At 27.1% G+C, this 23,295-nt stretch carries 20 protein-coding genes; 17 read left to right on the top strand and 3 right to left on the bottom strand.

Annotated elements, in window-relative coordinates; translation table 11 throughout:
- The 10 genes from Q0G30_RS11545 to Q0G30_RS11590 form a co-directional block, all read left to right on the top strand.
- A partial coding sequence (locus tag Q0G30_RS11545; RefSeq protein ID WP_294390098.1) for a DUF308 domain-containing protein occupies positions 1-1,339 on the top strand: 1,339 nt, incomplete at its 5' end.
- Complete coding sequence (locus Q0G30_RS11550; RefSeq protein ID WP_294390100.1) at positions 1,339-2,274, top strand: ABC transporter ATP-binding protein; 936 nt, start codon at positions 1,339-1,341, stop codon at positions 2,272-2,274. The genes Q0G30_RS11545 and Q0G30_RS11550, both read left to right, overlap by 1 nt.
- Before the next feature lie 2 nt (positions 2,275-2,276).
- Positions 2,277-3,161 (top strand): ABC transporter permease subunit, encoded by an 885-nt coding sequence (locus tag Q0G30_RS11555; protein WP_294390102.1) that lies wholly within the window; start codon positions 2,277-2,279, stop codon positions 3,159-3,161.
- A 4-nt stretch (positions 3,162-3,165) separates the two neighbouring features.
- Positions 3,166-4,746, top strand: a complete 1,581-nt coding sequence (locus Q0G30_RS11560; protein WP_294390103.1) for a pectinesterase — start codon at positions 3,166-3,168, stop codon at positions 4,744-4,746.
- A 43-nt stretch (positions 4,747-4,789) separates the two neighbouring features.
- The gene (locus Q0G30_RS11565; RefSeq protein ID WP_294390105.1) at positions 4,790-5,773 is read left to right on the top strand and encodes a MoxR family ATPase; all 984 of its coding nucleotides are present in this window, start codon (positions 4,790-4,792) and stop codon (positions 5,771-5,773) included.
- Between the two features lie 4 nt (positions 5,774-5,777).
- Entirely contained in the window at positions 5,778-6,662 is an 885-nt protein-coding gene (locus Q0G30_RS11570; RefSeq protein WP_294390107.1) for a DUF58 domain-containing protein, read from the top strand.
- Positions 6,663-6,673: 11 nt separating this feature from the next.
- Positions 6,674-8,464 carry a BatA and WFA domain-containing protein gene (locus tag Q0G30_RS11575; protein ID WP_294390110.1) on the top strand — a complete coding sequence of 597 codons (1,791 nt, stop codon included), beginning with the start codon at positions 6,674-6,676 and terminating at the stop codon, positions 8,462-8,464.
- A gap of 13 nt (positions 8,465-8,477) precedes the next feature.
- The gene (locus tag Q0G30_RS11580) at positions 8,478-11,276 is read left to right on the top strand and encodes a VWA domain-containing protein (protein ID WP_294390112.1); all 2,799 of its coding nucleotides are present in this window, start codon (positions 8,478-8,480) and stop codon (positions 11,274-11,276) included.
- Positions 11,277-11,478: 202 nt separating this feature from the next.
- Entirely contained in the window at positions 11,479-11,850 is a 372-nt protein-coding gene (locus tag Q0G30_RS11585; RefSeq protein WP_195514920.1) for a GntR family transcriptional regulator, read from the top strand.
- Positions 11,851-11,863: 13 nt separating this feature from the next.
- Positions 11,864-12,958: a DUF5808 domain-containing protein gene (locus tag Q0G30_RS11590; protein ID WP_195514921.1), complete on the top strand. Its 1,095-nt coding sequence runs from the start codon at positions 11,864-11,866 to the stop codon at positions 12,956-12,958.
- 237 nt (positions 12,959-13,195) lie between these two features.
- Here Q0G30_RS11590 and Q0G30_RS11595 read toward each other — a convergent pair whose 3' ends face one another.
- A complete protein-coding gene (locus tag Q0G30_RS11595; RefSeq protein WP_221699437.1) occupies positions 13,196-13,423 on the bottom strand; it encodes a hypothetical protein in 228 nt (75 codons plus the stop codon).
- A gap of 421 nt (positions 13,424-13,844) precedes the next feature.
- Here Q0G30_RS11595 and Q0G30_RS11600 point away from each other — a divergent pair, with 421 nt between their 5' ends.
- The 4 genes from Q0G30_RS11600 (at position 13,845) to Q0G30_RS11615 (ending at position 18,051) form a co-directional block, all read left to right on the top strand.
- On the top strand, positions 13,845-14,471 hold the full coding sequence (locus Q0G30_RS11600; protein ID WP_294390115.1) for a hypothetical protein: 627 nt from the start codon (positions 13,845-13,847) through the stop codon (positions 14,469-14,471).
- Positions 14,472-14,613: 142 nt separating this feature from the next.
- Positions 14,614-15,771 carry a flagellin lysine-N-methylase gene (gene fliB, locus Q0G30_RS11605; RefSeq protein ID WP_294390118.1) on the top strand — a complete coding sequence of 386 codons (1,158 nt, stop codon included), beginning with the start codon at positions 14,614-14,616 and terminating at the stop codon, positions 15,769-15,771.
- 292 nt (positions 15,772-16,063) lie between these two features.
- Entirely contained in the window at positions 16,064-17,632 is a 1,569-nt protein-coding gene (locus Q0G30_RS11610; RefSeq protein ID WP_294129988.1) for an AbgT family transporter, read from the top strand.
- A gap of 197 nt (positions 17,633-17,829) precedes the next feature.
- A complete protein-coding gene (locus tag Q0G30_RS11615) occupies positions 17,830-18,051 on the top strand; it encodes a hypothetical protein (RefSeq protein ID WP_294129995.1) in 222 nt (73 codons plus the stop codon).
- Between the two features lie 60 nt (positions 18,052-18,111).
- Here Q0G30_RS11615 and Q0G30_RS11620 read toward each other — a convergent pair whose 3' ends face one another.
- A complete protein-coding gene (locus Q0G30_RS11620; protein WP_294390121.1) occupies positions 18,112-18,624 on the bottom strand; it encodes an ECF transporter S component in 513 nt (170 codons plus the stop codon).
- Positions 18,625-18,793: 169 nt separating this feature from the next.
- On the opposite strand from Q0G30_RS11620, the gene Q0G30_RS11625 reads away from it, so the two are divergent.
- The 3 genes from Q0G30_RS11625 to Q0G30_RS11635 all read left to right on the top strand — a co-directional run bounded on the left by Q0G30_RS11625 (position 18,794) and on the right by Q0G30_RS11635 (position 22,792).
- Positions 18,794-18,970, top strand: a complete 177-nt coding sequence (locus tag Q0G30_RS11625; protein WP_294390123.1) for a hypothetical protein — start codon at positions 18,794-18,796, stop codon at positions 18,968-18,970.
- A gap of 322 nt (positions 18,971-19,292) precedes the next feature.
- Entirely contained in the window at positions 19,293-21,020 is a 1,728-nt protein-coding gene (locus Q0G30_RS11630) for an ABC transporter ATP-binding protein (RefSeq protein ID WP_294390126.1), read from the top strand.
- Complete coding sequence (locus Q0G30_RS11635) at positions 21,020-22,792, top strand: ABC transporter ATP-binding protein (protein WP_294390131.1); 1,773 nt, start codon at positions 21,020-21,022, stop codon at positions 22,790-22,792. The genes Q0G30_RS11630 and Q0G30_RS11635 overlap by 1 nt, the downstream gene beginning before the upstream one ends.
- 66 nt (positions 22,793-22,858) lie before the next feature.
- On the opposite strand, the gene Q0G30_RS11640 is transcribed toward Q0G30_RS11635, so the two are convergent.
- Positions 22,859-23,295: nitroreductase family protein (locus Q0G30_RS11640; RefSeq protein ID WP_294390134.1), on the bottom strand; the 437-nt coding region annotated here is incomplete at its 5' end.

Consider the following 23,295-nt stretch of genomic DNA (forward strand, 5'->3'; position numbering starts at 1 on the left):
TATACCAGTAGATAATACAGTAAGCACATTAACTCTAGGAATAGTACTTGGAATTTATGCAATTTTAGTTGGAATAGTTATATATCTTATATTAAAGAAAATGGAAAAAAGAGATTTAATATGGGGTCTTATACCTATAACTGCTATTGTGTTTACAGTAATGATTTATTTCTTAGGTAGTAAAACAAAAATAAAAGATGTAATAGTAAATAGTACAAATATAATATCTGTTGATGAGGATGGAAGAGGTCAAATAAATAGCTATATAGGTATAGCAAGTAAAAATAAAGGAAATATAAAAATAGAAAAAGAAGAAGATTTAAAAATGCAATATATGTCTGATGATTACTACTATTATGGTGATACAGATTACAACGCTAAAACTTTAAGAGTTAAAACAACATATACAAATGATAATTCTTATTTTACAGTTGCTAATAATAATGTGGCAGAAGTTAATAAATTTAAAATATCAGGAAAAGAAATTGTAATGCCTAAAGTAGAAAATACTTTAAGTATTAAGGATGGAAAGCTAGAAGGCACTATTAAAAATAATTTAGATTCAGATATTAAAAAGCTTGTAATAGTTTCGGGAAAAACTGTTTGGGATTTGGGCCAAGTAAATAAAGGAGAAGAAATTTCAATTGCTGATTTAGACAATAATGCCTCATCAGGACTTCTAGGTTATGCAAATTCTTTAAGTAATGAATATTATGAATCAAGATGGAATGATCAAATAGACTCAAAGGATCCTAAGTTTAAAAATATACAAAGATATGTATCTTTATTTAATTTATTAGAATATGAAGGTTATTTAGAAGCTACAACAAAAATTATTGCAATTACAGATTTACCAGTAGATTACAATTTGGATTTAGAAAGCAAATCAATTTCAAATTATAATTTAACAGCAGTAATACAAGAAGCAAATATAGATTTTAAAGATGAAAGTGGAAATATTAGTTTCCCAGAAGGATATTTTAGCTATACAGTAAGTGAATTAGACAATAGAGTAGATTACGACTATTATGATGGTTATATTTATGGTGAAGGTGAAATTGTATTAGATTATAAAATTGATGATAATGTAGATGTAAAAGAAATAACCATTAATGTTTATACAGATAGATGGGGTTATCAATATGGACTTAATGGAGAGTACTATATTTACAATTATAATACTAATGAATATGAAGAATTTAAATTAACATCAGGAAGCTATAAAGTAATAAATGATGGAAGTTATAGTCTAAACAACATAATAAAAATAAAAGTTGTAGCTAGCGAGAATAGAGATAATGCAGCTCCAAAATTAGTTATAAAAGGGGTGGAGAAATAGTGTTAGTTATAAAAAATCTTGAAAAATCATATGGAAATTTTAAAGCGGTAAGGGGATTAAATTTAGAAATAAAGAAAGGGGAAATATTTGGATTTATAGGTCCAAATGGTGCCGGAAAAAGTACAACAATGAAAATTATTTCTGGACTTTTATCACCAGATAGTGGAGAAGTTTATGTAGATGGAATAGATGCTATAAAAAATAATAGGGCATTAAAAGATAAAATTGGATATATGCCAGACTTCTTTGGTGTTTATGATAACTTAAAAGCAATTGAATATTTAGAATTTTATGCTTCTATATATGGAATTGTAGGAAAAGAAGCTAGAGATTTATCTATGGATTTACTTAGATTAGTTAATTTAGAAGATAAATATGATGCATATGTTGATGGTTTATCAAGGGGGATGAAACAAAGATTATGTTTAGCAAGATGTCTTGTTCATAATCCTGATCTTTTAATTTTAGATGAGCCAGCTTCAGGAATGGACCCTAGAGCTAGGTATGAAATGAAGGGAATACTAAGAAACTTAAAGGAAATGGGAAAAACAATTATAGTTTCTTCACATATATTACCTGAACTTGGAGAAGTATGTACTAATATAGGAATTATTAAAAATGGAGTCATCGTATGTCAAGGAACTGTTGATGAAATAATGACAAGAGCTGCAGGGGCATCACCTATAGTATTTACAGTATTAACAAAGGAAGAAGAAGCAATTAAATTGTTAAAAGAGTTACCATATGTAGATAATATAAAAATTGATGGAAGTAAAATTACAGCTAATGTTATAGGTAGTGATGAAGATGTAGCAAATCTTTTAAAATATTTAGTATTAAAAGATATTCCAGTGTTAAATTACAGCAGAGCTGTTGGAAACTTAGAAGATGTATTTATTCAAATTACAGCAGATAGTGATGAAGAGGAGGCGTAAAAATGAGAGTGAATCCAGTTTTAAGAAATGAAAGTAAAATATCCGTTAGAAGTATTAAGTTTACTTTGATGATATTTGCTTATATAGCAGTTTTATCAGTAGCAGTAATGATTTACTATAGTTCAGTAAATGAAGCAATCTTTTCAAATGGATTATATTTAGAGTCATCAAAACTATTCTATGTTGTAATGGCATTAGGACAAGCGATATTATTGCTTTTCATAGTTCCAGCATTAAGTTCAACGGCAATATGCTCAGAAAGAGAAAAGCAAACTTTAGATATATTATTATCATCAAAATTAACTCCCTTTCAAATAATTATAGGAAAAGTTTCCGCTTCATCACTTAGAGTAATTATACTTATAATTTCCACAATGCCTCTTTATGCAATTGGATCTTTAACTGGTGTAATTAAGATAAGTAATATTTTAGAACTTATAGTATTTTTCATTGTTAACACAATATTTGTAAGCTCTATAGGTGTTTTTATATCAACATGTGCTAAAACTTCAAAAGTATCAACTACACTTTCTTATGCATTAGTACTATTTATTTATATAGGAATAATTGTTATTACCTGGGCAATACTTATGATAACTGTTTACAAAATGAGTATGAGTGGTAATACTTTAACAACAGTGCCTAAAGCATCTCCTATAGTGTACTTAAGTCCAGTAGTGGGCTTTGTAAGTTTATTATTAAATCAAGTTGGTTTGGGAATAGAGTTTAGTAGTATGTTTTCAGAGTTTGGAATAAGTATGCATTCTGAATATATTTCAATAGTAGTACAATTAGTACTTTCAGGATTATTTATATACTTAGCTTCAGTTAAACTTAATCCATTAAATAAGAGAAGTAGATTTAAATCTAAAAAAGTAAAGGAGTAGAAAGATGGATTCTTTAGATAAGGCTATATTAATATTTTTAAATAAAGCTTCTAAAAGAATTAAGGCAAACTTCTTATTAAATTTAAGCATAGTGGGATTAAAGCTTCTACTATGCTTAATCTTTAGTTTGCTATTAATATCACTTTTTATAACAATTCCTTATATTGAGGAAATTTGTATAGGAATATTAGTAATAGGATTAATAATTATTTTAGTTTATGGTTTTATAAAAGCTCCTAAAAAAGATAAAGTTGCTCTTATGGTAGATTCTAAAGGTTTAGATGAAAGGCTTATTACATCATTAGAACTTATAGGATGTGAGGATAATATATCAATAGCTCAAAAGAAAGATACAGTAGAACGTATTGAAAGTTTTGATATTAAAAAGAGTATGAAAATTAATGTAGATAAGAAGCAATTACTATTATCTTTAGGTCTTATAATTATGTGTATTTTAGTAATGTTTGTACCTAGCACAGCAAGAAAAGAAGCACAAAAAGTAAGAGAATTTGATAAATATCAAAAATCAGTAATAGAGAAGGTTGAAAAAGAAAAGAAGGAAATAGAAAAGTCAGAAGATTTATCAGATGATGAAAAGGAAGAAGTTAAAAAGCTTTTAGAAGATGCAGTAAAAGAGTTAAAGGAAAGCGAAAAAAAATCTGAAATAAATAAAACTTTAGAGCGTTTAGAAAAAAAGTTAGAGGACAAAAAGGAAAAGTTATCATCAGAGAAATCTAAAGAAGCATTAGAAAAATCTAAAAAGAAATTATTAGATGACTTTAATAAGGAAAAAGAAGCTGATGCAAAAAAAGATATAAATAAGTTAGTAAATGAGTTAATGAAGAAGAAAGAAAGCAAACCTTTAGCAGAAGCCATGTTAAGGGGAGATCAAGAAGATATAAATAAAGAATTAGCAGAGATTCAAAATAAGTTAGGTAGTATGAGTAGTTCCCAATTAAGTGAGCTATCAGAAGCCTTGAAGAATGCCGCCTTAGAAATGAGTGATGAAGAATTAGCAGAAGCTTTAAAAAATGCATCAAATTCAGTATTAGATAAAAAACTTGATGCTGCAAGCTTATCATCAGCAATTTCAAAATCAGTAAATAATAGTAATGGAGAAAATACTGGTAGTTCAAGTCAACAATCATCAGGATCTGGTCAAAACCAAAGTCAGAATAAGGGTAATGGACAAGGACAAGGCTCAGGAAGCGGACAGGGTTCTAGTAGTGGTGAAGGCCAAGGAGGTTCAGGTGGAACAGGAGGATCAGGCTCAGGTTCAGGAACAGGATGGAATACTGGTAGTACTGTAGGTAAGGAAAATGATTTAGAAAATTCTCCAGGAGAGCAGATATATATTCCTGGAAGAAATGAAGGTAATGATGAAAATCTTACTGGTAATAAAAATGATAATGGAAATTCACAAGAAATAGAAAGTCAAAATGGACTTAACATAGGTGGAGAAAAGGTAGATTATGATAAGGTAATTGGAGATTATAGCAATAGTGCATTAGAAGGTGCTAATAATAGCAATTTACCACAAAGTTTAAAAGATCTTATAAAAAATTATTTCGAAGGATTAAATTAAAAAAGTATTTAAGAAATTACTGAAAAATTATGAGGTGATAAAGATGGAAATTAATGAACAATCAATTATAGAAGTTTCAAAGAAGATAAAAAGATGTGAAGAAGAAATAAGCAAAGGCATAATTGGTCAAAAAGATACAATTAGAAATGTTTTAATAGCTATTTTTGCAGAAGGAAACGTACTTTTAGAAGGTATGCCAGGTATGGGTAAAACTCAATTAGTTAAAACAATAGGAAAGGTATTAGATTTAAACTTTTCTAGAATTCAATTTACTCCTGATTTAATGCCTGCAGATGTTGTAGGAACTAATATTGTAGTAAAGGAAAATGATAATACAGTATTTAAATTTGAAAAAGGACCTGTATTTACAAATCTTTTACTAGCAGATGAAATTAATAGAGCTACTCCAAAAACGCAATCTGCACTTTTAGAAGCAATGGGAGAGAAAACAGTAACTGTAGGTAAAACAACATATGAAATGCCAAAGCCATTTATGGTACTTGCAACTCAAAACCCTATAGAACAAGAAGGAACATATCCATTACCAGAAGCACAACTTGATAGATTTCTATTTAAGCTTAATGTAGAATTTCCTACTTTAGATGAATTAAAAGAAATCATGGATTTAACATTAACTAATAAAAGTCTTGAGCTTACTAATGTTTTAGAAGGAAATGAAATAGTAGAACTTAGAAATATTATTAAGGAAATTAAAATTGCAGAACCAGTAAAAGAATATGCCTTAAAGTTAATACTTGCAACACATCCAGAACTAGAAAATGGAGCAGATATTGCTAAAAGGTATGTAGAAGCAGGAGCAGGACCAAGAGCTGCACAAGGTATCATTGCTGGAGCAAAGGTAAGGGCAGTTATGGAAGGAAGATTAAATGTATCTTTTGAAGATATAAAAGAACTTGCATACCCAGTATTAAGACACAGAATTATATTAAACTTTGATGCTATAACTGAAGGATTAAATGAAGAAGCTATAATTTCTAAAATTTTAGAAGACTTAAAGGTAGTGTAAAAAAATGAGTGAAAAGATGTTTAATGAGGACTTCTTTAAAAAGCTAAATAAAATTAATATGTATATAAATTTTAAGCTTACTGGAGGTACTCAAGGGGGAAGAAAATCAAAGGCAAAAGGTGTATCAGTAGAGTTTTCAGATTATAGAGAATATGCACCTGGTGATGATTTTAGAAGAATAGATTGGAATGCCTATGGGAGATTTAATAAATTCTTTATAAAAGTATTTATGGAAGAAAGAGAAGGTGTATTTAACTTTTTTATTGATAAAAGCAAATCTATGGATTATGGAAAAGATAATAAAAAAGATACAGCTTTAAAAATAGTAGCAGCTTTAAGTTATATTGCTTTAAATAATTTAGATAGAGTAAATATAAGTACAATGAATAATGGAGTAATAGAAAATTTAAAGACTGGTACTGGTAATAGGGGCTTTCAAAAAATATTAAGAGATTTAGAAAATATAACTTTTGATGGAACAACTGATTTAAGTGAAAGTATAAAGAAAAGACCTTTAAATTTAAGAGGAATATCTATTGTAGTATCAGATTTTTTAAATAATTCAGGAATAGAAAGTTTAGAGGCTGGGTTAAAATATTTAGCTTATAAAAAGCAAGAAATAATTTTAGTACAAGTATTATGTGAAGAGGAAATAAATCCAGAGTTTAATAATGAAATAACTTTAATTGATAGTGAAACTGGAGAAAATATAAAACTTAGTGTTACACCATCATTAATAAAAGATTATAAAGAAACATTTAAAAAATATAATGACAGTATTGAAGCTTTAGCAAGAAAGTATGGTGGAAAGCTTATAACTGTTAATTCATCTATGAACATAGAAGAAATAATATTAAATGAATTTAGTAAACGAAAAGTATTGTATTAGGGGGAAAGAATATGGGCTTTACTAATTTATGGCCGTTATTTTTATTATTAACTATTCCTCCAGTAATAATGCTTTACATATTAAAGCGTAAATATAAAGAAGAAGTTATATCTTCATCTTTATTATGGAAGGAAGTATATAAAAATACTAGAGCCAATACACCGTGGGAAAAGTTTAAAAAGAATATAATGCTGTTACTACAAATTATAATTATTTTAAGTGTTATTTTAGCTCTTATGAGTCCCTTTATTAGTATAGGAGGCAAGAGCTATAAAAATGTAATAATGGTAATAGATAATACAGCTAGTATGAATACAATATATGATGATAGTAATAGTAGATTAGAACAAGGAAAAACACTTGCTAAAGAGTATTTAAATAGTACTAAGGAAGGTACAAACACTTATATTATTTCTTATGATGGTACTTCAAATTTACTATTAAACGGAAATTTTAACAAATCTAATGCAACCTCTATTATAGACAACATAAGTAAAAGTTACGGTAGTGGTGATATAAGTGATGTAGTATCCTTTGTTAAAGCTATAGGAGATGGAATTGGAGAAGAATATGAAGTATTAATTTTTACTGATAAACAAGTGGCTATTTCAGATATAAATGGGAGAATAGTTTATTTAGGTAATAGTGGATTAAATGCTACTGTAGATAATGTTTCTCATAAATTTGTAGATGATAAAGTTAAAGTTATAGCTAATGTAACTAATAATGGAGATAGCTTATATGAAGGAGATTTTTCTTTATATAATGGTGAAGAATTAGCTAAAGTTGAGTCAGTAAATTTGCAAGTTGGAGAGAGTAAGACTTTATCTTTTGAGTTAGATTCTTTAAATTCTGATTATTTAAAAGGTGAATTATCAAGAAAAGATATATTAATGGAAGATAATACTTACTATCATGTTGTTAACGAAAATAAGGTAAAGAAAATATTATTAGTTACAGATGAAAATATATTTTTAGAAAAGGCTTTTGGAAGTATTGAAAATACAGAAGTTTATAAAACTAATGATGCATCTAATATAACAGAAAATGATGATTATGATCTTTATGTATTTGATAATAAAATGCCAGAAGTTATGCCAAGAAAGGGTAATATATTATTTATAAATCCTAATTCAAATGAATTTTTTAATGTATTAGAAGGGGGAGAAATAGGTCAGGCTACAGCTGTTAAAGGATCAGTTTCTAGTTATTTAGAAGATACACAATTTACATTATCAAAATATAACATAATAGAAACTCCGTACTATGGTACTAATATACTTACTATAGGTGATAATTCTATTGGATTTAAGGGTGAAATAAATGATAGAAAAATAGCAGCATTATCTTTTGATTTACATTCAACTGATTTTGCTCTTAAAAAGGAATTCCCAATTCTTATATATGAGCTTGGAGAAGAATTAATTTCTACTGGAATGGTATATAGCAATAATTTTAAAGCAGGAGAAAAAATAGTAGTTAAATCTTCAGACTTTGAAAGTGAAATAAATGTAACATATCCTAATGGAGATATTAAAGAATTAAAATCAGGTGAAGAAGTAAAGGGAGAATTAGCTTTAGGTATATATAAAATAAATCAAAATGATAATAATGAAAGTTTTTCGGTAAACTTTCCAACTTCAAGTGAAAGTGATACTTCAGTAGAAGCAATTGGAGAAAATAGTAATATAGTTTATGGTAAAAGCAATTTAAAAAGTGGATTTAATTTAACACCGATATTTATATTATTAGCTATGTTAGTAGTTGCTTTTGAATGGATATTATACAAGAAAGGTAATTAGGAGGAGATAATAAATGAAATTAGATATAGGAAATTTATACTTTTTAATATTAATTCCAATACTTATCTTCTTTATTTACTATAGTGTGAAAAAGTTTAGAAGTAGCAGTAAAAATGATACTTTAATATTAATAAGTAGAATAGTAATTTTCACCTTATTATTGCTATCATTTGCAAATATAACAATAAGTATTAAGGGGAAAAATATTTCAACAGTATTTTTATTAGATGTATCAGAAAGTATTAGTTCTTTTAAAGATAGTGGGGAAAGTTTTATAAATAGTGCATTAGAGATAATGCCTAAAGGAAATAAAGCTGGAGTAATATTATTTGGTGATAATGCAAAAGTAGATAAAATTATAGATAACAAAGCTTCCTATAAGAGCTTAAATTCAAGTCCAGTTTCTACGGCAACCAATATTCAAAGTGCAGTGGAAACAGCAATAACATTATTTGAGGATGGTACATCTAAAAGGATAGTTCTTATAACTGATGGAGAAGAAAATAAAGGTGATATATTAAAATCAATTCCATTAATTAATGCGGAAAACATAGATTTAAAAGTATATAAGGTTAGTGGAGAAAGTGGTAATGAAATTTATGTGGACAATGTAACTATTCCAGATAATATTGCCATTGGAGAAGAATTTTCTGTACAAATAGATTTACAATCTAATTATTCTACTTCAGCAAAACTTACTCTTTTTAGTGGAAGAGAAAAGGTTGGAGAACAATTAGTTGAAGTAAAGAAAGGTAGCAATTCATTTGTATTTAGAGATGTTCAAAATAGCGGAGGTTTTAAAAGTTATAGAGTTACAGTAGAATCAGAAGATGATACTAATAAGGTAAATAACGAATATAGTGCTTATACTAATGTAGTTGATAAACCTAATATTTTAATAATAAATGGAGTAAAAGGTGATGCAACAGCTCTAGAAGAAATATTAAAAAATGGTGGAGCTAATATAAAAACTATTTCTCCAAATTCATCACCAAGTACATTAAATGAACTTTTAGAATATAAAGCAATAGTTTTAAATAATGTTTATAAAGATGATTTAACTAATGGATTTATGGACAATATAGAAAGTTATGTTAAAGACTATGGTGGTGGAGTTGTAACCTTTGGGGGAGAAGATTCTTATGCTCTTGGAGGATATAAAGATACAGCATTAGAAACTATACTTCCTGTAAATATGGATAAGAAGGGCAAAAATGAAGTACCTTCTATAAGTATTAATTTAATTATAGACAAGTCCGGAAGTATGAGTACAGAAGGTGGAGGGGTTAGTAAATTAACTCTTGCAAAGGAAGCTGCAATGAAGGCTATAGATAATTTAAGAGAAATAGATTATATATCTGTAATAGCTTTTGATGATACTTTTGATGTTGTAGTTCCAACCCAAAAGGTTACTGATAAGGATTATATAAAGGAACTTATATCAGGAATACAAATAAGAGGTGGAACATCAATATATCCAGCACTGGAAAAAGGATATAATCTTCAATTAGAAAGTGATGCAAAAATAAAGCATACTATTTTACTAACTGATGGACAAGATTCAATTCCTTATTCAACATATGAAGAACTTTTAAGTAAATTTAATAATGAAAATATAACATTATCAACAGTTGCAGTAGGAAATGATTCTAATTCAAATCTTTTAAGTGACTTAGCAACAGCTGGAAATGGTAGAAGCTATTATACTGATATTTATACAGATATTCCAAGAATATTTGCTCAAGAAGTTTTAATGTCTGTAGGAACTTATATAATAAATGAAGAATTTACTCCAAGTATAGTAAGTAATCATGAAGTATTAGCAGGTGTACAAACTTCAGAAGGAATTCCATCATTGCTTGGATATATAGGTACATCTTTAAAGGATGATGCAATTGAAATATTAAGTTCTAATAGAGATGAGCCAATACTTGCAGTAAGACAATATGGAATAGGGAAAACTGTAAGCTTTACAAGTGATATTGATGGAAGCTTTAGTAAAAATTATTTAACTTGGGAATATGGACCTCAATTAATTAAAAATATAGTTTATTATGCAATACCATCTTATGGTGAAGAGGGACATTTATCTATAACTCAAGATGGCAATGAAGCTAAGGTTGAGTACTATAATGATAATGTTGATTCTAACACTAAAGTAACAGGTGTTTATAATGGAGAGGATGGTACACAAGGAGAGTTTACATTAACTCAAAGTGAACCAGGGAAATTTGAAGCTAATGTTCCACTAAGTGAGCTAGGATTTTATAATTTTAACATTAGACAACAAGATGGAGAAAATATAACTAGTACTTATAAAGGAGCCTTTGCACTTAAATATTCTGATGAATATAAGTTTAATACTAATTCAGTTAAGTTAGATTCTCTTGTAAGTGAAACTGATGGGAATTTTATAAATAAGCCTGAAGAAGTTTTTGAAGGAAAACTTGAAAAGGAATATAAGAAGATTAATTTAACTAATTTACTTCTTATATTAGCATTAATATTATTCTTATTTGATATAGCTTATAGAAGATTGAATTTAGATTTTTCTAAGTATATTAAGATTGGTATTAGAAATAAGAAAAAGAAAACTAATGAAAAGAATTTTGTGAAGAAAGAATTAGCAGTAGAAAAAGAAGTTGATAATGCAAGAACTACTGAGAAATCAAGTGATTCTTTAAAAGATGAAGTTAAGAAAAAAGAGAAAAAGAGTAAGCTTAAAAAAGAGAAGAGGGTAGAGAAATCAAGATCTCAAACTCTTGACACTAATGCATTGCTTAAAAAGAAAAAGGATAGAAATGGGGTATAATTAATACCACAGAGATAAGAAAAAATTCATTTCCTCTGGGAAAAAACTGCTGCAAAGTATATGATTTTGCTGCAGTTTTTTTATTGAGTTATTTATTTTCTAGATAAAATCTTAAAAGGAAGTAAAAGTTTTTTGTAAATATTGAATAATTATTATATTTGTTATATATTATATATAACAAATATAATAAAGGAGGGGAAATATGTTCTTAGTATTAGAATTTGATAGTGAAGTTCCGATTTATTTGCAGATAAGAAATAAGATAGTTGAAGGAATAGCTAATGGAGAATTGATAGATGGTCAAAAGCTTCCATCAGTAAGGGAAATGGCTTCTGGAACAGAGGTAAATCTTCATACAGTAAATAAGGCTTATAACTTATTAAAGGATGAAGGATTTGTTACAGTAGATAGGCGTAAAGGCGTATTGATAAAAGTAAAAGAAGCTAAAGATGATGAGATATTCATGGGAAAATATAAGGAAAAAATAAGAGAGATAATTTTAGAAGGTAAGGCAAAAGCTCTTAATAAAGAAGAAATACTAGATTTAGTAAAGAGTGTATTAGATATATTATAAGGGGGAAATGGTAATGGAGAGGATTTTAATGCTAATAGTATTAACATTAGTTATAATAGTGCAATTTTATACAATAAGTATATTGCCTATTAAAGGAAATAAACAATTACTTTTAGGATGTGTTGTTACTGAAGAAATAAGAAATAATATTGAAACAAAAGAATTAATTAAAAGATTTAAGATAATTAATATAATTATTATGATAGTTTCAGAAGTCATTCTAATTTTAGGGTGTTTAAGGAATAGTGAATTAATAATGACTATAGCAATATTTTTTGCAATAATTGTTTCTAGTATATCTTATGGAGTTCATAATACTAAAATGAGAAAGATAAAAAGTATAATGGGCGGATTAAAAAGTAAAAAGCAAGTAACTGTTTTTGAAATAGAAAAAATAAAGTTTAATAAAAGAAATATTATTATAGATATAGTTTTAGCATTAGTATTTATACTGGGAAATATATATTTTACTGTATCAAAATATGATTTATTACCTAATAAAATTGCTACTAATTTTGATATTATGGGAAATGCAACCTATTATTCAGAAAAGAATATAGGAACTTTTTTATCATTAATTATTTCAATTGTTTTTATATCAGTAATATTTATATTTGCTGAATATATAATAAGAAGTACTAAATTAAGAATTGACCCTAGAAATGTTGAAAGGTCTAGGGAAGGAAATATTAAATATAGAAATCTTCTATCCAATACTATGATTTGGGCAGAAATAGTTAGTTTATTATTATTAACAATAGGAAATTTGGTTTTATTACAAGTTATAGATATGAATATTATTATAGTAAGCATTAATTTAATATGTATGATTTTACTAATTGGAGTTTTAGTAATATTTATTATAAAAGCTAATAAAATTAGATTTAATTATAAAATAGAAAAAGATACTGTTGTGCAAAAAGATGATGACGATAAATGGATATTTGGATTAATTTATTATAATAAGGAAGATCCTAGAGTAAATGTTGAAAAGAGATTTGGCATAGGGTATACAGTTAATGCAGGTACGCCAATAGGTATGGCAATATATATTGGAACAGTAATATTATTAATTGCAGTATTAGCATTATCTTCAGTGGCTAAATAGTTAAGACTTTGTAAGTGAGGTACAAATGAGAAAAGTAGTATTATATATTGCAAAAAATTTAGATGCATATATAGCAGATTCTATTAATTAGTACTAGAAATTATAATGGAATATTAGATTTACAGTATAGATGTAGAAAATCTAGTCATTAAAAATTTTAATAGAAAAACTGTTGCAAAGTTAAGAAATGCAACAGTTTTTCTGTTTTATTACTAAATTTTTTCATAAACATACTTATTAGCTAACTTTTTTGTGAGCAGCTTTAGCAGCTTCTTCTCTATGCTTTCTAGAATACCAATCTTCACAAATATTATCAAATTCTTCTTCACTTAAATCAGGTTTAGAAAGCATTGAAGTATAAGGTGCATATTTTTTAGTAGTATCATAATATTTATCAACTAAGATATGATCCTTTTTATATTCAAATTTATAGTCCTCATGTTTATCATAATTATAGATTGTCATAAAATCACTCTCTTTCATTAATTAAAATTTTAATACAATAAATTAATTTAATTATTATAAGGACTTACTGCTTTTAACTAGTATGAGTAGTGAGCTCTTTTTATTTCTTGTACATCTCTTATCTCTTTGTACAAGTACATTATAAAACTATAATCAGATAAGGTCAAAAAAGTATAAGTGATAATAAAGCCATGAGAGTGAGAAAATGGAAGTGATATTTTATCATTAATTAAATTTGAAAAAATTTTACAACATTTAAGAAAAAATAGGAGTATTCAATAAAATTTATATAGAAAAACATTTGTAAGTATTTATTTGAAAATATAATTATATTTTTTATAAAATTCAATAGTTAAAAATAAGTAGAATAGAGTGATAAAAAATCATAGGATAATATAAAGTGATTATGGAGGAAAATTGAATGAATAAAAAAAGAAAGAAGAAATGTAAAAATAACTGTAATTGCAATCCTTTAGAAGATTTTGAACTTCCTCCATGTGCTAAATTCTTAGGAAGCCATAATCCATTAATAAAAGATGGTGAAATTATATATCTGAATCTTAATAGATTATATTTCTTTTTAAGCTATAACTATTCAAGATTTAATAACCCAAATTATAACCCTATAAATCCAGCAACCTTTAATGTAAGTACAAATGCAAATTTACAAATAGATTTATACTGTTTTATTATAGGATTATATATTAATGAAGTAGAAAAAGGAAATATAAAGTTTGACAGTAGTGTAAAGATTCATGATGATGAAAATGCAGATGAGTTTATAAAAAAAGTTATGGGTAACAATTATAATTTAGATAGCTCCTTTGTTCCATCTTTAACGTATTTAATTTCAAATTCTAATGCAGTAGTTCCATTTTTTACAGGCATTATAGATATAAGTATTACTAATTTTTATATTATTCTTATGCTTAGTAGATTTAATACTGATTATGGATTATTATTTTCTGATAATTCTTATGTTACAAATGATTTTATTAATAGAACTCTTGCAAATATTTATGTTGAATTTAATAAATGTAGAAAATAAATATATAAATTAATTATTATTTAGGCATCTATAGCAATGTAGATGTCTTTTTTATATAGAAAACTTGATACTAAGATTAATAAATATTAAAATGAAATCTGAAACATATTTAGGATTAATAACGCAAGATGTGAGGTAGAAAATGAAAATAAGAGTACCAGAATATTTTAAAGATTTTAAATGTATAGCATCAGAGTGTGAAGATACATGTTGTGCAGGTTGGGGAATAGTAATTGATGATGAAAGTTACCATAAGTACCAAAAGGTAGAGGGAGCATTTGGAGATAGATTAAAAAGTGAAATAGTACATGATGCTGGAGAAAATATATTTGTATTAAAGGGAAATGATTGTCCATTTCTAAATGAGAGTAAGTTATGCGATATATATAATGAGCTTGGAGAAGAGGGGTTATGCTACACATGTAGACAATATCCAAGATATTTAGAGGAATTTGGAAGCTTGCGAGAAATGGGAATTTCTTTATCATGTCCAGAAGCAGCTAGAATAATATTAAGAGATTCTAAAAAAGCAACTTTTGAATTAAGTGAAAATAATGAGGAAGTTAGTACATATAATGATATTAATGCAAGACTTTATATTGAGCTTATGCAATGTAGGAAGATAGTTTTTGACATTCTTCAAGATAGAAGTATTAAATTAAATTATAGAGCAGCAATAATTCTTTCTTTTGCTAAAGAAATTCAAGATAAAATAGATGAAAATGAAATGGCTGATATTAAAGATATTAGAGAAAAGTATAGTAATGAAAGTTTTATAAAAGAGCTTTTAAGTAATTTAAATCAATATAAGAATAACAAAGATGATAAGTATAATAATATGCATGAGTACTTTAATGTATTTAAAAATTTAAAGCATATAAATCCAAATGATCCTTTAGGGTTAGATGATGCAATAAGATATTTTTGGCAAAGTGAAGATGATAAGGAAATATATTTATCTAAGAATGAATCTTTTAATAAATATTACGAAAAATCAATGTACAAGTTTGAACATATCTTAGTTTACTTTATATTTAGATATTTTATGAAAGCAGTTTTTGATTATGATATATCTGCAAAGGTAAAAACTGCAATAGTAAGCTATTTAATGATTAAAGAGTTAGCTATAGTAAGATTTACTGAAGAGGGAGATTTTACAGAAGAAGATATGGTTGATATAGCTCATATGTATTCAAAGGATATAGAGCATTTAGAAGAAAATATTGAAAGTTTAGCAGAAATATTTGAAACTAATGAAGTTTTTTCTGTAGAAAAAATGATAATAACTTTAATGAATTAAAAAATATAATTAATTAATCATATATTGATGTAAAAAACTGGGTGCTCCTCCGGGGAACACCCATTTTTTTACATTGAATAAATTATTTTAATAGTTCAATTGCAATGATTATAAAAATTGAAAGAAATATTTCAAAAAATTAATAGTTTATTATTAAAATTTAAAAATAGAAATGTTCTTATAAATAAATTTGTAATTTTATAAGGAAAAAGGTTGATAAATTAATAATCATATAGTAAAATTATACTAAATTATCTAAGGTTTTGTAGATATGTAACGTAGGGGGGATAAAATGGAACAGAGAAAAGAAAACAATGTAATTGATTTACAGGAAAAGAAAAAAGTATCTTTGATCGAAAAAATAGGTAAGAAAATACCAGATCCAGTAATTATATTTGCTATGTTTTATGTTGTTGTTTTAGCTACAACTTTCTTCCTTGGAGGAAAAACATTCGATGTTATGAATGGGGATGGATCTTATACAACACATACTATTTTAAATATGTTTGATGCAGAAAATGTTCAATGGATATTTTCAAATGCATTACTTAACAACTGGTTAGCATATGGTGGAGGAGTACTAGGTACAATTCTTGTTGTTATGCTAGGAGTTGGTCTTGCAGAAGAATCAGGACTTTTATCTACATTAATTAAAAAAGTAGGATTAAAAGTTTCAGATAAAATGCTTCCAATAGTTTTAGTATTTTTAGGAATAATGAGTAGTATAGCTACTGATGCAGGTTATGTAATTTTAATACCTCTAGCAGGTCTTTTATATGCAGGGTTAAAGAAAAACCCACTTATTGGTATGGCTGCAGCTTTTGCAGGGGTTTCAGCAGGATTTAGTGCTAACTTAATACCAGCTACACCAATCGATATAATAATTGGTAACAATGCAAAGATATTTGCAGAAGGACAAGGAATTCCATTCACAAATGCTGCTGGACAAGCTTTAAATCCAGCTACTATGCATTATTACTTCGTAGTTGCTTCTACTTTTATGTTAGCAGCTATAGGTGCTTTTGTAACTATAAAGATAATCAAGCCAAGACTTGAAAAAGAAAGTTATGTAATTCCACAAGATATGAACTTAGATGATTTCACAGTTAAGCCTGTTGAAAATAAAGCTCTTAAGTTTGCAGGTTTAGGATTCTTAATTGCAGCTGCTTGTGTAGTAGGATTATATTTTGGACCATTAAAGACATTTATAGATCCAGAAACAGGTTCAAAAGTAACTCCATTTATGGATAATATTATATTAATAATAACATTCTTATTCTTTATGCCTGGTGTATTCTATGGTATAAAAGTTGGAAAGTTCAAAAATGCTAATGATGTAGTAAAAGGTATGTCTAAGCAAATGGGTTCTATGGGATCAGTACTTGTTTTAACATTCTTCTCATACAACTTCCTTGCATTATTAACTAAGAGTGGACTTGGAACTTATATTACTTACTTAGGTGGTAACTTATTAAAAGCTATGAATTTATCAGAATTCCCAATACTTTTAATAATAGGATTTATATTAATAACAGCTTTAATTAACTTATTTGTTGGTGGATTAACTTCAAAATGGATGTTACTTGGTCCAATATTCTTACCAATGTTATATCAAGTAAATTCAAATATGACACCAGAAGTTGTTGCTGCAGCTTACAGAGTTGCTGACTCATCAACTAACATAATAACTCCATTAATGTCTTATGCAGGTATTATCTTAGTATTTATGAGAAAGTACAAACCAGAATATACAATTGGTGATATGATAAGATTAATGATGCCTTATTCAATAAGCTTCTTAATTGGATGGACAGCTCTTTTATTAGGATTCTTCGCATTCGGAATACCATTTGGATTCTAATAAATAGAATATATAGAAATTCCTTAATAGTATTAAATTCTATTAGGGAATTTTTTTATTGTAAATAAAAAGTACTTAATATAATAAGACTTTGTGTTAATAAACTATTGAAATTTGATTTATAATAAACTTTGCATAGTTATTTTTTTATGTGCTAATATGTATGACATAAAAAAGATTTTTAAAGGAGTTTTAAAATGAATCAAGGTCAAGAAATGTTTTTCAACTTTATAATGCAAAATGTAGAAGAAAAAAATCAAGAAAAGGCTAAAGAATTATTAGCTGAAAGTTTTGGAAAACAAGCTGATGGAACATTTAATCAAGAATATATGATGTCTTTCATTCCAAGAATGTTAGAATTGATAAGGCCTGAAAGCGTTGAACAAGTAAAAAATATTATGATGAATCATAAGGCATAAATTGCATAAAAATAATGAAAATACCGTACTATCTACATTTGAATAGTACGGTATTTTTAATTAAGCATTTTTTAACCTTTTTAATACATTAGATTTCTCAAGTACAGCGGCTAAAACAACTGCTAATACTATTCCAACTATAGATTGAATAATATTAGATGGAACAGAAGCTAGTGCACCAGCAAATCCGTACATTACAGTTTCAACTAAACAGTAACCAATGACTTGAAAAATACATCCTATAATAGATCCTATAATCCAAGCAAATTTAGTTTTACCAATTAGATTTTCGGCCATTGTAACAATAATTAATACCATAATAGCCTTAATTAAAAATGTAGGAATAATATATTGCATATATCCACTTAACAAATCACATAATGCAGCTCCTAAGCCAGCAGCTAAAGCGCCTTTTTTCTTTCCTAAAATTAAAGCAGATATAATAACCATAGAATCCCCTATATGTGTATATCCGTTTAATGAAGGGATTTTAATTAAAAAAGTTGCTACAAAAACTAATGCAGCCATAATTGCAATTTTAGTTATATCTCTAGTACTAATATGTTTTTTCATTATAATATCCTCCAATAATATTTCCATATTAATAAAATACACTAACTATATAAAAAGTGCTAGTGTATGGGTACAAACGAAAAATACAATATTAAAAAGCATTGCGATAAAATAAAAGGGTAATGTATAATAGAGAAAGTTAATCTAAGGAATAAAGGAGGAATAAAACATGAGCGAAAATAATAACCCAAGACTAGGACTTATAGAGCTATATAAAAATAAAATAAGATTTTTAGGATTTACTCAAAAAGATTTAGATGAAAAGTATAATAGCAGTTTTTTATCACAAGAAGAATATGATATATTAACTACTTTTTATAATGAATATATAACAAGTAATAAATAATAAATAATAAATAATAAAAAGACATTTGCATATCTGTGAATGTCTTTTTTTATGATGAATTATTATTAAATATAGTATTAAATAAGATGAAATAGAGGATAGTTTAGTGTAAAATGGAAATACATGCTTTACAAAGGAAGGGATGGTAATGTGGATAGGGAGTTAAAATGAATTAATTATGTTAATAATATAAAAATGAAAAAAAGAAGATTGAAAATATTTTATTAACACAAAATATAGTTAAGGGTGGAATTTAAATCTTTAATATGCTAAAATAAGGAATTTGGAAATAAAATTATATTTATAAGAGGAGGGAAAATAAGTGAAATTAATATTAAGATACTTAAAAAACTATAAAGGTCTAATTTTATTAAATTTATTAGGAGTATTTGGTTTTGCATTAGTAGAACTTGGTATACCAACAATAATGGCAGATGTAATAGATAAGGGAATAGCTTATAACGATATAGGGTACATAAAGAGAATGGGACTAGTAATTGTAGCAATTTCAATATTAGGTGTTATAGGAACTATACTTTTAGGATATACATCAGCAAATATTTCAACAAAAGTTATAAGAGATATAAGAAATGATATATTCAAGAAGGCGCAGGAATTTTCACATAGTGAATATGATAAGTTTGGTATATCTTCAATGATAACTAGAACTACAAATGATGCATTTCAAGTAATGCAATTTACAAATACAATATTAAGAATGGCAATGATATGTCCAGTAATGTTTTTTATAAGCTTAATTATGATATTAAAAACAAGCGTTAGATTATCAACAATATTAGTAGTTACATTACCTCTTATTGTATTAGGGGTATTTTTAATTGCAAAAAAGTCTCATCCATGGTCACAAACTCAACAAAAAAACTTAGATAGATTAAATAGAATATCAAGAGAAAATTTAACGGGAATAAGAGTTATAAGAGCTTTTGGAAATGATGAATATGAAGGTAAAAGATTTAATAAAGCTAATAATCAATATGCAAGTATTTCAAAAAAATTATTTAAATTAATGTCAATTGCACAACCAACATTTTTCTTGCTACTTAACTTAGCAATAATAGCATTATTTTGGATAGCAAGTAGGATGATTAATGTAGGAACACTACAAATTGGACAATTAGTAGCATTTATAGAATATTTATTCCATGCAATGTTTTCATTAATGCTGTTTTCTAATGTATTTGTTATGTATCCAAAAGCACAAGTTTCAGCAGAAAGAATTGAAGAAATATTATCTTCAGAACCATTAATTAAGGATCCGGAAAAGGGAGTTACAGAAACTAATAATGAAGGTACCTTAGAATTTAATGATGTTACATTCACTTATCCAGATGGTGAAGAACCTGTAATAAAAAATGTTTCATTTAAAGCTAAAAAGGGAGAAACTATAGCATTTATAGGAAGTACTGGTAGTGGTAAATCTACACTTATAAATCTTATACCAAGATTTTATGATGTTACTGGCGGTTCCATAAAAATAGATGGAGTAGATATAAGAGATTTTAACATTAAAGCATTACGTAAAAAAATAGGATTTATAAGACAAAAGACTTTATTATTTACAGGAAGTATTAAAAGTAATATTAAATTCGGTAAGCATGAAGCAAGTCATGAGGAAGTAGTACATAGTGCAAAAGTTTCACAAGCTTATGATTTTATAAGTAAGAAAGAAAAAGAATTTGATGAACCAATAGGTGAAGGTGGATCAAATGTTTCTGGAGGACAAAAACAAAGGTTGTCTATAGCTAGAGCTTTAGTTAGAAAACCGGAAATTTATATTTTTGATGATAGTTTCTCAGCATTAGACTTTAAGACAGATGCTATATTAAGAGCAGAGCTTAAAAAAGAAACAACCCATGCAATAGTTTTAATTGTAGCTCAAAGAATAGGTTCAATTATGGATGCAGATAAAATAATAGTTTTAGATGAAGGAAAAGTAGTTGGAATTGGAAAACATAAAGAATTATTAAAAAATTGCTCAGTATATAAAGAAATAGCATTATCACAACTTACAGAGGAGGAATTAGCATAATGGGAAAAATAAAAGATTCAATTAAAAAAATTACTCCTTTTGTTAAACCATATAAGATAGGTTTTTTAACTGCTATTTTACTTATAATAGTAGCTGCAGTATTTACAGCACTTGCACCTAGAACTGAAGGATTAGTTATAACTCAGCTTACTAATGATTCTTTTGATTTAATAAGAGGTGTAGAAGGAGCTAGTGTAAACTTTAAATATATTACAAGAGTTCTAATATTATTGCTTTTTGTATATTTAGGAAATGTACTAGCAACCTATGGAGCAAGTTTCTTATTAACAAATGCTATTCAAAATAGTATGAGAGATTTAAGGGGAGCCGTTCAAGATAAAATAAGAAGATTACCAGTAAGCTATTTTGATAAAAATAGCTATGGGGATGTATTAAGTAGAATTACAAATGATATAGATACTATTTCAAATGCACTTCAACAAAGTTTAAGCCAAGTTGTAAATTCAATATTATCAGTAGTTTTAGCACTTGTTATGATGTTTTCTATAAATGTAAAAATGGCATTAGTAGCAACACTTATAATTCCACTTAGTTTTATAGTTTCAAGAGTAGTAGTAAGTAAATCTCAAGGATATTTTAAAACTCAACAAGACGCTTTAGGTAAATTAAATGGTACAGTTCAAGAAATGTACACAGGATTTAATGAAATAAAGCTATATGGTAAGGAAGAAGATGCAATTAAAGAATTTGTTGCTATAAATGGTGAACTTCAAGTTGCAGGATTTAAAGCACAATTTATATCAAGTACTATGGGGCCTTTAGTTTCTTTAGTTTGCTACTTAGGAATAGCTGCAATAGGAATACTAGGAGCTATTATATCAATTGCAGGAGGAATTACAGTTGGTAATCTTCAAGCATTTATAAGATATATATGGCAAATAAATCAGCCTCTATCTCAAGTAACTCAATTATCATCAGCTATTCAATCAGCTTTTGCAGCAGTTGATAGGGTATTTGAGTTCTTAAATGAAGAAGAACAATTAGAAGATAAGAAAACTTCTATAAAATTAGATAATCCAAGAGGAAATGTTTCTTTTGAACATGTGAAATTTGGATATAGTGATGATAAGATTTTGATACATGATTTAAATGCAGAAGTTAAGGCTGGACAAATGGTAGCAATAGTTGGACCTACTGGAGCAGGAAAAACTACATTAATTAATTTACTTATGCGATTTTATGAACTTAAAGGCGGAGCAATTAAAATTGATGGAGTAGATACTAGAGATATGAAGCGTGAAGATTTAAGAAGCATGTTTGGTATGGTACTTCAAGATACATGGCTATTTAATGGAACTATAGAAGATAATATAAAGTATGGTAGATTTGATGCTACTAAAGATGATGTGATATTAGCAGCTAAAATAGCAAATGTACATCACTTTATAAAAACATTACCTGATGGATATAATATGTTGTTAAATGAAGAGGCTTCTAATATATCACAAGGTGAAAAGCAATTATTAACTATAGCAAGAGCAATAATTTCTGATCCAAAGATTCTTATATTAGACGAAGCTACAAGTTCAGTAGATACAAGAGTAGAGCTTATGCTTCAAAAAGCTATGCAAAATATAATGAAGGGAAGAACAAGTTTTGTTATAGCTCATAGATTGTCTACTATAAGAAGTGCAGATTTAATATTAGTAATTAAGGATGGAAATATAATTGAGCAAGGAAATCATGAAGAGCTTATGGCTAAAGGTGGTTTCTATGAAGAATTATATAATAGTCAATTTGCAGAAAATTAAAGATTAATTTTAAAATGAAAAACTACGGCGAAAAAAATGCCGTAGTTTTTTTAGATATAATATAAATTAAATCCAGTTTATACTAGCCTTTTTTCTAGGTACAGTTCTTTGGTACTTAACATTTGGATAACCAATAACTAAGCAAGAAACTATTTGATTACCATCGTTAATTCCAAGTAAATCTAAAATATCCTTATTATCTTTAGAAGCTATTTGTATAAATCCACTAAAGAAAGTACCAAGACCTAAAGCATCTGTCATAAGTTCCATGTTAGAAGAAGCTAATCCACCATTAAATGCATTTGGTGAAGTAACAAATATTACTGCAGGTGCATTAAAGAACATTCTATCATTTTTTATAGGATCTTCTTTAAAAGCATCATAATAATTAACCCATGCAGTTGCATATCTCTTTAGATATTCAGTTTCAGGAGTTAAGTTAGCTAAGATATAATCCCCTTTTTGCTTTAAGCTTTCATAAACTAATTCCCTAAGTAATGGTA

Origin of the sequence: uncultured Clostridium sp., assembly GCF_934754925.1 — a bacterium.
In the GTDB taxonomy this organism is placed as follows: domain Bacteria; phylum Bacillota; class Clostridia; order Clostridiales; family Clostridiaceae; genus Clostridium.

What these genes read in the sequence shown, in the direction of transcription:
- Q0G30_RS11555 (WP_294390102.1), top strand. Translation starts at nt 2,277, where the DNA reads ATGAGAGTGAATCCAGTTTTAAGAAATGAAAGTAAAATATCCGTTAGA.
- Q0G30_RS11560 (WP_294390103.1), top strand. Translation starts at nt 3,166, where the DNA reads ATGGATTCTTTAGATAAGGCTATATTAATATTTTTAAATAAAGCTTCT.
- Q0G30_RS11565 (WP_294390105.1), top strand. Translation starts at nt 4,790, where the DNA reads ATGGAAATTAATGAACAATCAATTATAGAAGTTTCAAAGAAGATAAAA.
- Q0G30_RS11570 (WP_294390107.1), top strand. Translation starts at nt 5,778, where the DNA reads ATGAGTGAAAAGATGTTTAATGAGGACTTCTTTAAAAAGCTAAATAAA.
- Q0G30_RS11575 (WP_294390110.1), top strand. Translation starts at nt 6,674, where the DNA reads ATGGGCTTTACTAATTTATGGCCGTTATTTTTATTATTAACTATTCCT.
- Q0G30_RS11580 (WP_294390112.1), top strand. Translation starts at nt 8,478, where the DNA reads ATGAAATTAGATATAGGAAATTTATACTTTTTAATATTAATTCCAATA.
- Q0G30_RS11585 (WP_195514920.1), top strand. Translation starts at nt 11,479, where the DNA reads ATGTTCTTAGTATTAGAATTTGATAGTGAAGTTCCGATTTATTTGCAG.
- Q0G30_RS11590 (WP_195514921.1), top strand. Translation starts at nt 11,864, where the DNA reads ATGGAGAGGATTTTAATGCTAATAGTATTAACATTAGTTATAATAGTG.
- Q0G30_RS11595 (WP_221699437.1), bottom strand. Translation starts at nt 13,423, where the DNA reads ATGACAATCTATAATTATGATAAACATGAGGACTATAAATTTGAATAT.
- Q0G30_RS11600 (WP_294390115.1), top strand. Translation starts at nt 13,845, where the DNA reads ATGAATAAAAAAAGAAAGAAGAAATGTAAAAATAACTGTAATTGCAAT.
- fliB (WP_294390118.1), top strand. Translation starts at nt 14,614, where the DNA reads ATGAAAATAAGAGTACCAGAATATTTTAAAGATTTTAAATGTATAGCA.
- Q0G30_RS11610 (WP_294129988.1), top strand. Translation starts at nt 16,064, where the DNA reads ATGGAACAGAGAAAAGAAAACAATGTAATTGATTTACAGGAAAAGAAA.
- Q0G30_RS11615 (WP_294129995.1), top strand. Translation starts at nt 17,830, where the DNA reads ATGAATCAAGGTCAAGAAATGTTTTTCAACTTTATAATGCAAAATGTA.
- Q0G30_RS11620 (WP_294390121.1), bottom strand. Translation starts at nt 18,624, where the DNA reads ATGAAAAAACATATTAGTACTAGAGATATAACTAAAATTGCAATTATG.
- Q0G30_RS11625 (WP_294390123.1), top strand. Translation starts at nt 18,794, where the DNA reads ATGAGCGAAAATAATAACCCAAGACTAGGACTTATAGAGCTATATAAA.
- Q0G30_RS11635 (WP_294390131.1), top strand. Translation starts at nt 21,020, where the DNA reads ATGGGAAAAATAAAAGATTCAATTAAAAAAATTACTCCTTTTGTTAAA.